15 protein-coding genes and 1 tRNA gene are annotated in these 14166 nt (G+C 68.3%); 3 read left to right on the top strand and 13 right to left on the bottom strand.

From position 1 onward, the window contains the following. Positions 1-3 precede the first annotated feature (3 nt). The gene (locus tag ITJ66_RS09810) at positions 4-1494 is read right to left on the bottom strand and encodes a DHA2 family efflux MFS transporter permease subunit (RefSeq protein WP_194644475.1); all 1491 of its coding nucleotides are present in this window, start codon (positions 1492-1494) and stop codon (positions 4-6) included. Between the two features lie 162 nt (positions 1495-1656). Between ITJ66_RS09810 and ITJ66_RS09805 the strand changes: the two genes are divergently transcribed. Then, on the top strand, positions 1657-2484 hold the full coding sequence (locus ITJ66_RS09805; protein WP_137241817.1) for an aldo/keto reductase: 828 nt from the start codon (positions 1657-1659) through the stop codon (positions 2482-2484). 70 nt (positions 2485-2554) lie between these two features. On the opposite strand, the gene ITJ66_RS09800 is transcribed toward ITJ66_RS09805, so the two are convergent. From ITJ66_RS09800 to rplU, 10 genes are all read right to left on the bottom strand, one after another. Then, a tRNA-Ala gene (locus tag ITJ66_RS09800) sits at positions 2555-2627 on the bottom strand. Positions 2628-2734: 107 nt separating this feature from the next. Then, positions 2735-3112: a ribosome silencing factor gene (gene rsfS, locus ITJ66_RS09795; protein ID WP_079002329.1), complete on the bottom strand. Its 378-nt coding sequence runs from the start codon at positions 3110-3112 to the stop codon at positions 2735-2737. Positions 3113-3167: 55 nt separating this feature from the next. After that, positions 3168-4475 carry a hypothetical protein gene (locus ITJ66_RS09790; RefSeq protein WP_191940926.1) on the bottom strand — a complete coding sequence of 436 codons (1308 nt, stop codon included), beginning with the start codon at positions 4473-4475 and terminating at the stop codon, positions 3168-3170. Then, positions 4472-5149: a nicotinate-nucleotide adenylyltransferase gene (gene nadD / locus ITJ66_RS09785; RefSeq protein ID WP_137241820.1), complete on the bottom strand. Its 678-nt coding sequence runs from the start codon at positions 5147-5149 to the stop codon at positions 4472-4474. Before nadD ends, ITJ66_RS09790 begins: the two co-directional genes overlap by 4 nt. After that, positions 5100-5309, bottom strand: a complete 210-nt coding sequence (locus tag ITJ66_RS09780) for a hypothetical protein (RefSeq protein WP_064295593.1) — start codon at positions 5307-5309, stop codon at positions 5100-5102. Before ITJ66_RS09780 ends, nadD begins: the two co-directional genes overlap by 50 nt. 49 nt (positions 5310-5358) lie before the next feature. Continuing rightward, positions 5359-6627 carry a glutamate-5-semialdehyde dehydrogenase gene (locus tag ITJ66_RS09775; RefSeq protein WP_137241821.1) on the bottom strand — a complete coding sequence of 423 codons (1269 nt, stop codon included), beginning with the start codon at positions 6625-6627 and terminating at the stop codon, positions 5359-5361. 42 nt (positions 6628-6669) lie between these two features. Then, positions 6670-7449 carry a glutamate 5-kinase gene (proB, locus tag ITJ66_RS09770; protein WP_079002325.1) on the bottom strand — a complete coding sequence of 260 codons (780 nt, stop codon included), beginning with the start codon at positions 7447-7449 and terminating at the stop codon, positions 6670-6672. Next, positions 7446-9020, bottom strand: a complete 1575-nt coding sequence (gene obgE / locus ITJ66_RS09765; protein ID WP_079705726.1) for a GTPase ObgE — start codon at positions 9018-9020, stop codon at positions 7446-7448. The genes proB and obgE overlap by 4 nt, the downstream gene beginning before the upstream one ends. 91 nt (positions 9021-9111) lie before the next feature. After that, a complete protein-coding gene (rpmA, locus tag ITJ66_RS09760; protein WP_056006626.1) occupies positions 9112-9369 on the bottom strand; it encodes a 50S ribosomal protein L27 in 258 nt (85 codons plus the stop codon). 20 nt (positions 9370-9389) lie between these two features. Further along, complete coding sequence (gene rplU, locus ITJ66_RS09755) at positions 9390-9698, bottom strand: 50S ribosomal protein L21 (protein WP_079002324.1); 309 nt, start codon at positions 9696-9698, stop codon at positions 9390-9392. Positions 9699-10033: 335 nt separating this feature from the next. On the opposite strand from rplU, the gene ITJ66_RS09750 reads away from it, so the two are divergent. Next, the gene (locus tag ITJ66_RS09750) at positions 10034-10324 is read left to right on the top strand and encodes a DUF4031 domain-containing protein (protein ID WP_064295598.1); all 291 of its coding nucleotides are present in this window, start codon (positions 10034-10036) and stop codon (positions 10322-10324) included. Between the two features lie 10 nt (positions 10325-10334). On the opposite strand, the gene ITJ66_RS09745 is transcribed toward ITJ66_RS09750, so the two are convergent. Beyond that, positions 10335-12749, bottom strand: a complete 2415-nt coding sequence (locus tag ITJ66_RS09745; RefSeq protein WP_370582605.1) for an Rne/Rng family ribonuclease — start codon at positions 12747-12749, stop codon at positions 10335-10337. Between the two features lie 312 nt (positions 12750-13061). On the opposite strand from ITJ66_RS09745, the gene ITJ66_RS09740 reads away from it, so the two are divergent. After that, complete coding sequence (locus ITJ66_RS09740) at positions 13062-13661, top strand: vitamin K epoxide reductase family protein (protein ID WP_194644473.1); 600 nt, start codon at positions 13062-13064, stop codon at positions 13659-13661. An 88-nt stretch (positions 13662-13749) separates the two neighbouring features. Here the strand turns inward: ITJ66_RS09740 and ndk are convergent, their stop codons facing one another. Further along, positions 13750-14166, bottom strand: a complete 417-nt coding sequence (ndk, locus tag ITJ66_RS09735; RefSeq protein WP_194644472.1) for a nucleoside-diphosphate kinase — start codon at positions 14164-14166, stop codon at positions 13750-13752.

The following is a 14166-nucleotide window of genomic DNA, read 5'->3' as shown; positions in this document are numbered from 1 at the left end:
GGTTCAGTGACCGACGTGCACGCCCGCCGGAGCCTGGTCCGTCCGCCGGATGAGGAACGACGCTCCGATCGCGAGCAGCGAGAGCACGGCGCCGCACATGAACGCAGCCTGCACGCCGGCTGCCGTCGCGTCGACCGCGGAGCTCCCGACCGCCGCACGTGCTGCGGACGTGGTCGACATCATGGTGATGAACAACGCCGTCCCCGCCGCACCGGCGAGCTGCTGGACCGTGCCGACGATGGCGCTGCCGTGCGGGTAGAGCTCGGGCCTCAGTGAACCGAGCGCTGAGGTCAGCAGCGGCGTGAACATGAACGCGAGACCGGCGCTCAGCAGCACGTGCACGGCGATGATCATGACGATGGCGCTGTCGACGCCGAGCATCGTCAGCAGCCAGAGCGCAGCACTCACGGCGAAGGCCCCGGGGATCACCAGCGGACGCGGACCGAACCGGTCGAACAGCGACCCGACCAGCGGCGCGAGAGCGGCCATCGTCAGGCCACCCGGCAGCAGCATGAGGCCCGTGGTCAAGGTGTCGACCTGGAGCACGGTCTGCAGATAGATCGGCAGGATGATCAGCGAGCCGAACAACGCCATCATGACGATCGCGACCAGGATGATCGAGACGGAGAACGAGCGGTTCGCGAAGGTGCGGAGGTCCATGAACGCCCGGTCGTCGCGTGCGAGAGCGCGCTGGCGGAGGACGAAGGCGAGCAGGGCGAGGACACCGACCGTGAGCGGGATCCAGACGGGCATGAGCGCGTGTCCCTCGGCGGACTCGCCGATGCTGCTGAGACCGAAGATCAGGCCACCGAACGCGAAGGCGGAGAGGACGAGCGACAGCACGTCGAAGCGGACCCGACGCGGCTCCGTCACGTTCCGCACGAGGATGGCGCCGAGGACCAGCGAGGCGACGGCGATGGGGAGGACGATCCAGAACATCCAGCGCCAGTCGAGCACGCTCAGGATGAGCCCGGAGACGGTCGGCCCGACGGCCGGCGCGACCGAGATGACGATCGAGATCGCCCCCATCGTCCGGCCACGTGCCGAGACCGGCACGACGTTGAGCACGGTCGTCATGAGCAGCGGCATCATGATGGCGGTACCGCTGGCCTGGACGACACGACCGAGCAGGAGGGTGCCGAATCCCGGGGACAGCGCGGCGATGAGCGTGCCGAGGCTGAACAGCACCATCGCGGTGATGAACATCGTCCGGAGGGAGAACCGCTCCAAGAGGAACCCGGTCGCGGGGATCACGACGGCCATGGTGAGCATGAAACCGGTGGTCAGCCACTGCGCGGAACTCGCCGTGATGTCGAGGTCCTCCATGAGCCGCGGTAGGGCGACGCTCATGATCGTCTCGTTGAGGATGACGACGAACGCCGACACGAGGAGCAGCCCGATCAGGAGCTTCGACCCGGGTGGAAGGCGGTCGTCCGAGGGCTTCCCGGTCGTCGGGACGGAACCGGTCGGATTCGGCACGGTTTCAGTCGTCATAGCGGTGTCATCCTTCTCAGGCCTCGGCCGTCGTGCGGGCAGACGCCTGCCCTCTCGAAACACAAGCGTCATGTCGCCGATGGTATTCCCATGCGTGTCGACCGGTTACGCGCAGGGCGAAGACCCGTTCCGGACGGACGGTTCCGGTGCCAGCATGAAGTCATGACTGTTCCCACCATCACCCTGAACGACGGCCACACCATCCCTCAGCTCGGCTTCGGCGTCTTCCTCGTCGACCCGCAGGAGGCCGAGCGCATCGTCTCGGACGCGCTCGAGGTCGGCTACCGCCACATCGACACCGCGGCCATCTACAAGAACGAGGAGGGCGTCGGTGCCGCCATCGCGAAGTCGGGCATCCCCCGCGACGAACTCTTCATCACCACGAAGCTCTGGAACGACCGCCACCAGAAGGCGTCCGCGCACACTGCCATCGACGAGAGCCTCGACAAGCTCGGGCTCGACCATGTCGACCTGTACCTGACCCACTGGCCGACCCCGGCCAAGGACGACTACCTCGAAGCATGGCTCGCCCTCGAGGAGATCAAGGCGGCCGGCAAGGCGCGTTCGATCGGCGTGTCCAACCACCAGGTCGAGCACCTCGAGAAGCTGATCGCCGGTTCCGAGACGGTCCCTGCGGTCAATCAGATCGAACTCCACCCGGCGTTCGCCCAGCGCGAGCTGCGCGCCTTCGGTGCCGAGCACGGTATCCACATCGAGTCCTGGGGCCCGCTCGGTCAGGGCAAGTACGACCTCTTCGGCGAGCAGGCCGTCTCTGCTGCAGCCGAGGCACACGGCGTCACGCCGGCGCAGGTCGTCATCCGGTGGCACCTGCAGAACGGGCTCATCGTCTTCCCCAAGTCGAACTCGCGCGAGCGCATCGCCCAGAACTTCGACGTCTTCGGCTTCGAGCTGTCCGCCGACGAGATCGCGTCCATCGACGCCCTCGACTCGGGCAAGCGCGTCGGCAGCCACCCCGACGAGGTGAACTGACCTCAGGGTCCCGCCAAACGAAGAAGTCCCCGTCAGCTGTTCGGCTGACGGGGACTTCTCGGTGTTCGGGTGGATCTGAGGGGACTCGAACCCCTGACCCCCTGCATGCCATGCAGGTGCGCTACCAGCTGCGCCACAGACCCGTATTCAACTTGCTTGCCCCTGCTGTTTCAGCGGAAGCAACTTGAATAGGTTACTACATCTTGAGAGCGGTTGTGACCACTTTCGGTGCTCGGCACCGACGGGATGGTCAGTTCGCGGGCTGCGGTGCGGACGAGACCAGCGGAATCACCGGGCAGTCCTTCCACAGACGCTCCAGCGAGTAGTACATCCGCTCCTCCTCGTGGAAGACGTGGACGACGACCTCGCCGAAGTCGAGCAGGATCCACCGCCCCTCAGACTTGCCTTCGCGTCGCAGCGTCTTCACGCCGCTCGCGTTCAGGCGGTCCTCGACCTCGCCGGCGATGGCGACGACGTTGCGCTCACTCCGACCGGTGACGAGGAGGAAAGCGTCGACGAACGGCAACGGACCGGAGACGTCGAGCGCGACGAGGTCCTCGCCGCCCTTGGACTCGGCTGCGGTCGCTGCGAGCTGGACGGCGTCCAGTGTGGTGTCGGACAGGGTCATGTGGTGTACTCCTCTGGCGATCGCATGGTGCGCGATCGGATGAATGCCGGCAGGGCTAGAACGCTCCGCCGAAGAAACCGATGATGAGCACCGCGATCACGCCGGCGGCGAGTACCGCGGCGGCGATCGCGAGCGTCATCAGCAGCTTGTTGCTCTGGTTGGTGGTGGCCGGGACGACGTCGCGCGTGGAACCGTGGCTGCTGACTGCGCGGCTGGCCGCGACCGGGGACGCTGCGGTGACCGAGGCCGGCAGCTCGTCGCCCTCGATGAGCCGGTCGATCCCTGCACCGTCGAAGTGGTTCGGGTCTTGACCGGCGGAACCCAGTCCGCGGGGCAGATCGATGGTTCCGGTGATGAGGATCTCGCCCGTGGAGTTGGATGTGGCACCCGCCTCGGCCTGCGCCGGAGCGACGGGGATGATGAGCGAGCTCGTGGTGATCTGCCCCGTGCTCGTCATGCCGCTTCCGAGGAGGTCTTCGAACGCGACCTCGTTGTCCGCCTGCGAAGCCTTCTCCGCTTCGAGTGCCGCGACGAGCATGGAGTCGCGCCCGAACCCCTTCGACAGGGTCGACGCGGGGTCCTCGGAGATGTCGTCGCGGTCCGAGACGTCGAAGAGTGAACCAGTGGCCACCGGTGTCGTGGCGGCGGGGGTCGCGGGAGGCGTCGGCGCCTCGGCGGACCGGGCCTTGGCTGTGCGCTGGTCGGCGGCGGCCCGCTCAGCGGCCTTGCGTTCAGCCGCCTTGCGTTCGGCTGCCTCGCGTTCTGCGGCCTGCTCTTCCTCGGCCTTGCGCTCGGCGGCCTTGCGCTCGGCGGCCTGGCGCTGCTCGGCCTGCTTGGTGGCCTCGGCTTCGCGACGTTCCTGCTCAGCTGCAGCGGCAGCCTTGGCGTCCGCTTCCTGCTGAGCGAGCTTCGCGGCCTGCTGACGGGCCGCCTTGTTCTGCTTCTGGGGCGGAGCGACCACCTGATCGGGCGTCCGCGGCGGCAGGGCGACCGAGGGGACCGGCTGCTCGACCGGAGGAGCGACCGGCGCTGCCGGGGAGCCCACCTGCTCGATCGAGCCGGTGCGCTCGAGTTCTCGCAACTGACGGCGCGTGAGTCCACCGGTCGGGGCCGGAGCAGGTGCACCGGAGGACGGAGCGCTCGTCGACGGCGCGGGTGACGTGGACGCAGGCGCTGGAGCGCTCTCGTCGCGCGACGTGGTCTGCTCGGGGATCGCTCCCCCGGCGACGGGTTCGGATGTCGACGCGCGTCGTGTCCGTGGTGCAGCGGCGTCCGGCGTCGCTTCGTCAGCGGACGTCGACGGCTGCTGGCTCGCTCGAGCCTGTCGCCTGGTCAGGGGCGCATCCTCTGGCAACGCGGTCATGTGGCTTCACTCCGATACAGGTGGTGCTTGGTGATGTACTGCACGACACCGTCGGGAACCAGATACCAGACCGGAAAGCCTTTGCTCACCCGGCTCCGGCAATCCGTCGACGATATCGCTAGGGCCGGAACTTCCAACAAGCTTACGTCGTGCTGTGGTAATCCGGAAACGTTCAAATCGTGTCCCGGTCTACTCACAGCGACGAAGTGAGCGAGGTCCCACACCTCTCTGACGTCTTTCCAACTGAGGATCTGGGCGATCGCGTCGGCACCCGTGATGAAGAACAGCTCGGCATCGGGACGCTTCCGCCGCAGATCGCGGAGCGTGTCGATCGTGTACGTCGGTCCGGCTCGATCGATGTCGACCCGGCTGACGGTGAAGCGGGGGTTCGCTGCGGTGGCGATCACGGTCATGAGGTAGCGGTGCTCGCTGTCGCTCACGCCCGACTTCCGGTACGGCATGCCGGTCGGGACGAAGACGACCTCATCGAGATCGAAGTGCTGCGCGACCTCCGAGGCGGCGACGAGGTGCCCGTGGTGGATCGGGTCGAACGTCCCGCCCATGACCCCGATCCGAGGACGACGGGTCTTCGTCTCGGTGACGGGCGCGCTCACGCCGGACAGCTTAGTGGCCGTGCTCGCCGTGAGCGGAGGCCGACTCGCCCTTGTCGGCATGACGGTTGGCGACGTCGCGGTAGCTGAAGGTCACGGCGCCGAGGATGGCGAACAGCACGAGGGCGACCGCGCCGAACACCCAGGTCGGTGCGGCGAGTTCGACGGCGTGCTCCGATTCAGCCAGTACGGCGGTGGCCAAGACGGACGCGGCAATCGACATGATCTCTCCTTCTGTGCGACGCCTGGTGACGCCCGTACCAGTCTAGCGACTACCGACGGGTGTGGCCCGAACCACGCACGAGCCACTTCGTACTCGTGAGTTCCGGCAGCCCCATCGGTCCGCGGGCATGGAGCTTCTGCGTCGAGATCCCGACCTCGGCGCCGAATCCGAACTCGGCGCCGTCGGTGAAGCGGGTCGAGGCGTTGACCATGACGACGGCCGAATCGACCTCGGCGAGGAACCGGTCGGCGTTCACCACGTCGTTCGTGATGATCGCGTCGGTGTGTCCGGTGGAGTATCGATCGATGTGCTCGAGCGCGGCGTCGAGATCGTCGACCACGCGCACCGAGAGCTCGAGCGACATGTGCTCGGTGGACCAGTCCTCCTCCACGGCGGGCACGACGTCGGCGAAGACCTCGCCGGCACGTTCGTCCGCGTGGATGAGCACCCCGTGCTCGCGCAGGTCGCCGAGCACGGCGGGCAGCAGGCGCGCGGCCGCAGCGCGGTGGACGAGGATCGTCTCGAGCGCGTTGCAGACCGATGGCCGCTGCACCTTGGCGTTGCGCACGATGTCGACGGCCCAGTCGAGTTCGGCACTCTCGTCGAGGAACACGTGGACGACGCCGGCGCCGGTCTCGATCACGGGGACCGTCGACTCTCTGACGACCGTCTCGATGAGTGACGCGCTCCCCCGCGGGATGAGGACGTCGATCAGGCCTCTGGCGTTCATGAGCTGCTTCGCACCGTCGCGACCGAACTCGTCGATGGTCTGTACCGCGTCCCCGGGAAGACCGACGGACTCGAGCGCCGATCGCAGCAGTCCCACGAGGACCGCGTTCGAGTGTTCCGCCGCTGACCCGCCGCGGAGCACCACGGCGTTGCCGCTCTTGATCGCGAGGGCGGCGATGTCGACCGTGACGTTCGGGCGCGCCTCGTAGATCGCGCCGACCACGCCGAACGGGACGCGTACCTGCTCGAGCTTCACCCCGTCCGGAGTGTTGCTTCCGCGGACCACCTGGCCGACCGGGTCGACGATCGCGATGACGTCGCGGACCGCCACCGCGAGCCCGTCGATGCGGCCCCGGTCGAGGCGGAGACGGTCTTGCAGGCCGACACTGATGCCCTGCTCGCGTCCCGCGACGAGGTCGCGCTCGTTGGCGGCGATGACCGCATCCGCGCCCTCGACGATCGCGACGGCGATGGCCTCGAGGGCCCGGTTCTTCTGCGCGGTGGTCGCCTGGGCGAGGACCCGGGAGGCACGCTTCGCAGCGGTGAGACGATCCGCGAGTGGCAGCACGGTGGTGGTTGGCGACGACATGCGTCGATTCTACTCAGCGGCGTCTGGTGGACGCTCTCCGCGTCACGCCGGTTGGAACCAGGTGCCGAGGTGCTCACCGCGGAGGGCGGACGCGACGTTCGTGGTCGACGTCACGAGGACGGACGTCCCCGCCTCGGCGGCCAACCGGGCGGCCGACACCTTCGTGCCCGCTCCCCCGGTGCCGACGCCCGCGGAGCCGATGTCGCCGAAGGTGACGCCCGAGAGGGTGTCTCCGAACGGGACCTCCTCGATGCGCTCGGCACCCGCTTCGTGCGGAGGGCGGGTGTACAGCGCGTCGACGTCACTCAGCAGGACGAGGACGTCGGCCGCGACGAGGACCGACACGAGGGCGGCAAGGCGGTCGTTGTCGCCGAACCGGATCTCGTGTGTCGCGACGGTGTCGTTCTCGTTGACGATCGGCAGGATGCGCAACCCGAGGAGGCGTTCCATCGCCCGCTGGGCATTGCTCCGGTGACTGGGGTTCTCGAGGTCGCCGGCGGTGAGCAGCACCTGGCCCGCGACGATGCCGAACCGGTCGAGGCTGTCCTGGTACCGGTAGATCAGCACGTTCTGCCCGACGGCGGCAGCCGCCTGCTGCGTCGCCAGGTCGCTCGGACGGGCGTCGAGGCGGAGGTAGGGCATCCCGGTCGCGATGGCGCCCGAGGACACGAGGATGACCTCGGTGCCTCGGGCGTGCGCCTCGGCCAGAGCCTCGACCAGCGCAGTGATCTGCCCGGCGTTGTCGCCACTGATCGAGGAGGACCCGACCTTCACGACGATGCGTCGCGCCGAGGGGATGCCACTGCGCTGGTGGATGGTCACCGGTCGTCGTCCTCCGTCGTGACACCCTCGTCCTGCTGCGCGTCGGCCGGCACGGAGCCGACCTCGAAGCCCTCGTCGTCGTTCCAGAGACCGGCCGCACGTTCGCGGAGCAGCTCGGCACGGGCCTCGGCCTTGGCGTCCATGCGCTCGAAGTACTCGTCGCGACGCTGGTTGCGCGTCGGGCGGTGGCTCGCATCGAGACGCGGGTCCGTTCCACGCGGCTGCGTCAGCAGTTCCGCGGTGCTCGTGAGTGTGGGCTCCCAGTCGAAGACCACACCGCCACCCGCACCGATCATCACGGTCGCGCCGGCGACGGCACCGGCCTTGAAGAGCGCCTCTTCGACGCCGAGCTTCGCCAGGCGGTCCGCGAGGAACCCGACGGCCTCCTCGTTGTTGAAGTCCGTCTGCTGCACCCAACGTTCCGGCTTCGCGCCGAGGATGCGGTAGAGGTTGCCGTAGGTGCCACCCTCGACCGTGACAGTGAACTTGGAGTCGTCGACCGGCTTCGGGCGCAGCACGATCCGAGGCTTGGCGGCCTCGAGGGCTGCGCGGGCGCGGCTCTCCTCGACGAGCTCGCTCAACGCGAACGAGAGCTGTCGGAGGCCTTCGCGCGAGACCGTCGAGATCTCGAAGACCTTGTAGCCGCGCGCCTCGAGGTCGGGACGCAGGAACTCGGCGAGCTCCCTCGCCTCCGGGACGTCGATCTTGTTGAGGGCGATGAGCTGCGGGCGCTCGACCAGCGGCGTCTGCCCCTCCGGCACCGGATACGCGGCGAGCTCCGCCAGGATGATGTCGAGGTCGCTGATCGGGTCGCGTCCCGGTTCGAGCGTCGCGCAGTCCAGCACGTGCAGGAGCGCGGAGCAGCGCTCGACGTGACGCAGGAACTCGAGACCGAGGCCCTTGCCCTCACTGGCGCCCTCGATGAGTCCGGGGACGTCCGCCATGGTGTAGCGGACCTCGCCGGCCTCGACGACGCCGAGGTTCGGGTGCAGGGTGGTGAACGGGTAGTCCGCGATCTTGGGTTTCGCCGCGGACATCGCCGCGATGAGGCTGGACTTGCCGGCGGAGGGGTACCCGACGAGCGCGACGTCGGCGACGGTCTTCAGCTCGAGGAGGACGTCGCCTTCCCAGCCGGGCGTGCCGAGCAGCGCGAAGCCTGGGGCCTTGCGCTTGGTCGACGAGAGTGCCGCGTTCCCGAGGCCGCCCTGGCCGCCGGGAGCGACGACGAACTCCATGCCGGGCTCGACGAAGTCGACGAGTTCGACGCCGTCGACGTCCTTGACGACCGTCCCGACGGGGACCGGCAGGATGAGCGTCTCGCCCTGGAACCCGTTGCGGTGGTCGCCCATGCCGAAGCCGCCGGTGTCGGAGCTCCGGTGCGGTGACCGGTGGTATCCGAGCAGCGTCGTGATCTGAGGATCGGACACGAGCACGATGTCACCACCGTGTCCGCCGTTGCCGCCATCGGGGCCGGCCAGCGGCTTGAACTTCTCGCGCTTCACGGAGACGCAGCCGTTGCCGCCGCCGCCCGCTCGCAGGTGCAGTGTGACCCGGTCGACGAATGTGACCATGGACGCTCAGCCCCTCTCTGGATCATGGAACTCGGTTGTACGACAGCAGGGGGCGGGCCGAAGCCCGCCCCCTGCTGGAAAGACGTTGTTGCTACTCTGCAGCAGCGACGATGTTGACGACCTTGCGGCCACCCTTGTTGCCGAACTGCACGGAGCCGGCCTCGAGGGCGAACAGCGTGTCGTCGCCGCCACGACCGACGTTGGCGCCGGGGTGGAAGTGCGTGCCGCGCTGACGGACGAGGATCTCGCCCGCGAGGACGACCTGGCCGCCGAAGCGCTTCACACCGAGACGCTGTGCGTTGGAGTCACGACCGTTGCGAGTGGAACTCGCACCCTTCTTGTGTGCCATCTCTTCTTCTCCTCGATGCCTTACTTGATGCCGGTGATCTTGACGCGCGTGAGCTCCTGACGGTGCCCCTGACGCTTCTTGTAACCGGTCTTGTTCTTGAACTTCTGGATGATGATCTTCGGACCGCGGAGGTTCTCGAGCACCTCGGCCGTCACCGTGATCTTCGCGAGCGACTTCGCGTCGGAGATGATCTTCTCACCGTCGACGTGGAGCACCGCGGGAAGCTCGATGTTGCCATCCTTGTCGGCCTTGACCCGGTCCATCGTGACGATGGTTCCGATCTCGACCTTCTCCTGCCGTCCTCCGGCGCGCACAACTGCGTAAACCACTACGTACCCGTTCTTTGGGGAGCGAAACGCTCCGACTGACTGTTGCTGGAAGTTACTGCTCGGAAAGGCTCGAACACGTGGGACACCTTGATGGCAGAAAACCGTTGGGCGTGGCATTGAAAACTCAATGCACACCAACGGTCGAGTTTACTTCATCGTGCAGTCCAGGTCAAACCAGTGGGCACAGAACCTCGTGACCGAGGCTGTTCCTCACGGCTCCCACACCGGACGCACTCGACCAGTGTACCCCGGGGGCTCCTGAACGCCGGCCGGGTGCCCGGCGCGTCCGGCCACGGACGGGAATCGCGCGAGGGGCCCGATGGTTGGATGGAGGCATGACGGTGCTCATCGATCCCCCGCTGTGGCCGGCGCACGGCACGCTCTGGTCCCACGTGGTGAGCGACAGCTCCCTGGAGGAGCTGCACGCCTTCGCCGGACGCACCGGGCTCCCGCCGCGATCGTTCGACCTCGACCACTACGACGTCCCCGCCGAGCGCCATGCCTCGCTCGTGGCGGCCGGCGCCGTCGCGGTGACCGGCGGCGAACTCGTCCGTCGACTCATCGCCAGCGGCTTGCGCATCACCGCACGCGAACGGCGCGCCTCCCGAGGAGACGCGCCGTCCTGATGCGACCGGACTATTCGGCCTGACGCTGGGCGCCGTCCGAGCCGACGGCCTGTCCGCCCGCGAGTGAAGCGGTCGACACCCGGCGGCTCCGGCCGCGACCCTGGCCCGGCTGCTTCGGCTCGGGGAGCGCGTCGAGGACGGACTCGAGCAGGTGCTCGGGGTCCGCGACGGCTGCGCGACGCGGCTTGTCGGCGACCGGTGCGATCGGCAGGTCGAGCAAGGCCAGCGTCGGGGCCGCGGATTCGGTCGGCGCCTCGGTGGAGCGCTCCTCCGAAGCACCCCGGCGGGACCCGTCACCGCCACGACGACGCGGTTCGCGCTTCTCGCGCCGGCTCCGACGACCGTCGTGCGATCCGGACTGATCCTCCGGTGACGTCGTGGACTCGTCCGCGACCGACTCCTCGGAACCCTGCGCCTCGGTGTGCTGCGCCTGCGTGTGCTGCGCCTCGGCCACGACGGCGTCGGCCACGGCCTCGGCGGCGGCGAGCTCCTCGTGGTGCAGTGTGCGCGCCGCGATCAGGGCGAGCGCGTTCTTCGCGTCGTCGGTGATCCCGTGCGTCTGTCCCGCCGGCTTCTGCTGGGCGCTCTGGCCGTTCGAGGACGGCTGGCCGCCCTGCGACCCGCCCTTGCCGCGCCGACGCTGCTGCTCCGGCTGCGGCGTCTGGCGGTGCTTCACGACGGGGTCGTGGTGCACGACCACGCCGCGTCCGGCGCAGACTTCGCAGGGCTCGCTGAACGTCTCGAGCAGGCCGAGGCCGAGCTTCTTGCGCGTCATCTGCACGAGACCGAGCGAGGTGACCTCGGCGACCTGGTGCTTCGTGCGGTCGCGGCTGAGGCACTCCACGAGGCGGCGCAGCACGAGGTCGCGGTTCGACTCGAGCACCATGTCGATGAAGTCGACGACGATGATCCCGCCGATGTCGCGCAGTCGCAGCTGACGCACGACCTCCTCGGCGGCCTCGAGGTTGTTCTTGGTGACCGTCTCCTCGAGGTTGCCGCCGGAACCGACGAACTTCCCCGTGTTGACGTCGACGACCGTCATGGCCTCGGTGCGGTCGATCACGAGGGATCCGCCGGACGGCAGCCAGACCTTGCGGTCGAGCGCCTTCTCGATCTGCTCGGCGATGCGGTAGTCGACGAAGGAGTCACCCGTGCCGTCATACGGCTCGACACGCTCGAGCAGGTCGGGGGCGACACCGCGCAGGTAGCTCTGGATGTCCTGCAACGCGTCCGAGCCCTGGATGACGAGCTTGTGGAAATCCTCGTTGAAGACGTCGCGGATGATCTTGATGAGCAGGTCGGGCTCGCTGTGCAGCAGTGCCGGCGACTGCACGGTCTCGATCTGACGGGAGATCTCCGACCACTGCGACTTCAGCCGCGTGACGTCCAGCGTGAGCTGCTCCTCGGTCGCGCCCTCGGCGGCCGTGCGGACGATGACGCCGACGTTCTCCGGGAGGACCTCCTTGAGGATCTTCTTCAGGCGGGCGCGCTCCGTGTCGGGCAGCTTGCGCGAGATGCCGTTCATCGAGCCGTTCGGCACGTAGACGAGGTACCGACCGGGGAGCGAGACCTGACTCGTCAGGCGCGCGCCCTTGTGTCCGACCGGGTCCTTCGTGACCTGGACGAGGACCTTGTCGCCGCCCTTGAGCGCGAGTTCGATCCGGCGGGGCTGGCTACCCGTCTCCACGGAGTCCCAGTCGACCTCGCCGGAGTACAGCACCGCGTTGCGTCCGCGACCGATGTCGACGAACGCCGCCTCCATGCTGGGGAGGACGTTCTGCACGCGGCCGAGGTAGACGTTGCCGATGAGCGACGCCTCCTGGCTCCTGGCGACGTAGTGCTCCACGAGCACGCCGTCCTCCAGGACGCCGATCTGCGTCTTGCCGTTCTTGGAGCGGACGACCATGACACGGTCGACCGATTCGCGGCGGGCGAGGAACTCGGCCTCGGTGACGACCGGACGACGACGACCGGCGTCGCGTCCGTCACGGCGACGCTGCTTCTTGGCCTCGAGCCTCGTCGAGCCGCGCACCTTCTGCGGTTCGGTGATGAGTTCGGGCTCACGCGGCGTGCGGACCTTGACCACGTTGCGGGTGTCGGGGCGTGAGTCGCCACCCCGCTCGCCCTGCTCCGGTCCGTCCTCGCCGGCACGACGACGCGTGCGACGCCTCGACGAGCTGAGCTCCGCCTCGAGCGGTTCGTCGTCGCGGTGGACGATCGGCGGCAGGTCGGGCGCCTGGAACAGCAGCATGGTGGTCGGTGGACGCACCGGTGCGGCAGGTGCCGACTGCTCGTCGGGCCCGGCCGCCTGGGCGTCCGTCTCGGTGCTGGTCGACTCGTCCGCCGTCTCGGGCGTCGTGAGGTGCTGGTCGGTCGGTTCGTGCTCGGTCCCCGGCGTGGCCGGATCCTCGGTGTGCTCTTTCACCATTCCTGGTGTACTCCCCTATGCCGGGTCGGTGGCCGCGCCACCCTCCGGTTCTTCGTCTCGTGCGTGCGGCCGCGGGTGCAGCCGTTCGCAAATCCTGTGTGATCGCTGGCTCTCGGAGCTCTCACGATCGTGCCGGCACGTGCCGGCGGGTCCTGGGCTCTCATTGCCCAACAAGCCTGTTGTGTCGTGCGGTCGAGCGCGGCTCGGGCACCACCCCACGATTATCGCACGAACAGGGCCGACGGTCCTGAGTACGGACCACCCGGGCATGTCCCGCCACCGTTCAGGCGGGCGTGCGAGAATCAGGGCGTGTCAACTCCGGTCATCGACGCGCGCCCCACGGGCCTCGCGATCTTCCTCATCGTCGCAGGTGTCATCGGGTGGATCGCGGCGTTCGCGCTCACCCTCGACAAGTTCCAGCTCCTGCAGGATCCGAACGCCCAGCTCGGCTGCAATCTGAGCATCCTCGTGCAGTGCGGGGTCAACCTGAACTCCTGGCAGGGTGCCATCCTCGGATTCCCGAATCCGATCATCGGCCTCGCCGCCTGGATCGCCCCGATCGCCGTCGGCGTCGCGGTCCTCGCCGGTGCGCAGTTCGCGCGGTGGTTCTGGATCGCCTTCAACATCGGGTTCCTCGGTGCGCTGGGATTCGTCATCTGGCTGATCTCGCAGAGCATCTTCGTCCTCGGCACGCTGTGCCCGTGGTGCATGGTCACCTGGTCGGTGACGATCCCCTCGTTCATCGCGGTGACCTCGTTCACCCTGCGGAACGGCATCATCCCGGCGTCCCCCGCCGTCCGCCGCGTCGCCGGGGTCGTGTCCTCGTGGATCGTGGTGGTGACGCTCGGGTGCTACCTCGTGGTGGCGGTCATCGCCCAGCTCCGCCTCGACGTCCTGTCCTACCTGTAGCCGGTGGCGGCCCGAACGGCCGCCGGACGCGCACGACGAAGCCCGCCCCCGGAATCGGAGGCGGGCTTCGTCGTGCGGAGTCGGTGCGTCAGGCGAACCAGAGCGCGAGCTCGCGGGAGGCGGACTCGGGGCTGTCCGAGCCGTGGACGAGGTTCTGCTGGACCTTGAGGCCCCAGTCGCGGCCGAAGTCGCCGCGGACGGTCCCGGGCGCGGCGGTGGTCGGGTCGGTCGTGCCGGCGAGCGAGCGGAAGCCCTCGATGACACGGTTGCCGGCGACGCGGATCGCGACGACGGGACCGCTCAGCATGAACTCGACGAGGGGCTCGTAGAACGGCTTGCCCTCGTGCTCGGCGTAGTGGGCGGCCAGGAGCTCGCGGTCCGGCTCGACCATGCGCAGGTCCACGAGCGAATAGCCCTTCGCCTCGATCCGACGGAGGATCTCGCCGGTCAGGTTGCGTGCGACGCCGTCAGGCTTCACGAGTACCAGGGTTTCTTCAACAGCCAC

Origin of the sequence: Plantibacter sp. VKM Ac-2885, from assembly GCF_015351205.1 — a bacterium.
Lineage (GTDB): Bacteria > Actinomycetota > Actinomycetes > Actinomycetales > Microbacteriaceae > Plantibacter > Plantibacter auratus.
Note: the sequence above shows the minus strand (reverse complement) of the source record. Positions and strands in the feature narration are given on the sequence as shown.

Bases quoted from the DNA above. Each gene is read 5' to 3' on its own strand.
- ITJ66_RS09780 (WP_064295593.1), bottom strand. From the start codon at position 5,309: ATGTCGATTGCCGCGTCCGTCTTGGCCACCGCCGTACTGGCTGAATCG.
- ITJ66_RS09810 (WP_194644475.1), bottom strand. From the start codon at position 1,494: ATGACGACTGAAACCGTGCCGAATCCGACCGGTTCCGTCCCGACGACC.
- obgE (WP_079705726.1), bottom strand. From the start codon at position 9,020: ATGGTCACATTCGTCGACCGGGTCACACTGCACCTGCGAGCGGGCGGC.
- rsfS (WP_079002329.1), bottom strand. From the start codon at position 3,112: ATGACCCTGTCCGACACCACACTGGACGCCGTCCAGCTCGCAGCGACC.
- ITJ66_RS09775 (WP_137241821.1), bottom strand. From the start codon at position 6,627: ATGTCGTCGCCAACCACCACCGTGCTGCCACTCGCGGATCGTCTCACC.
- ITJ66_RS09750 (WP_064295598.1), top strand. From the start codon at position 10,034: ATGACGGTGCTCATCGATCCCCCGCTGTGGCCGGCGCACGGCACGCTC.
- rpmA (WP_056006626.1), bottom strand. From the start codon at position 9,369: ATGGCACACAAGAAGGGTGCGAGTTCCACTCGCAACGGTCGTGACTCC.
- ITJ66_RS09805 (WP_137241817.1), top strand. From the start codon at position 1,657: ATGACTGTTCCCACCATCACCCTGAACGACGGCCACACCATCCCTCAG.
- ITJ66_RS09790 (WP_191940926.1), bottom strand. From the start codon at position 4,475: ATGACCGCGTTGCCAGAGGATGCGCCCCTGACCAGGCGACAGGCTCGA.
- nadD (WP_137241820.1), bottom strand. From the start codon at position 5,149: ATGCCGACAAGGGCGAGTCGGCCTCCGCTCACGGCGAGCACGGCCACT.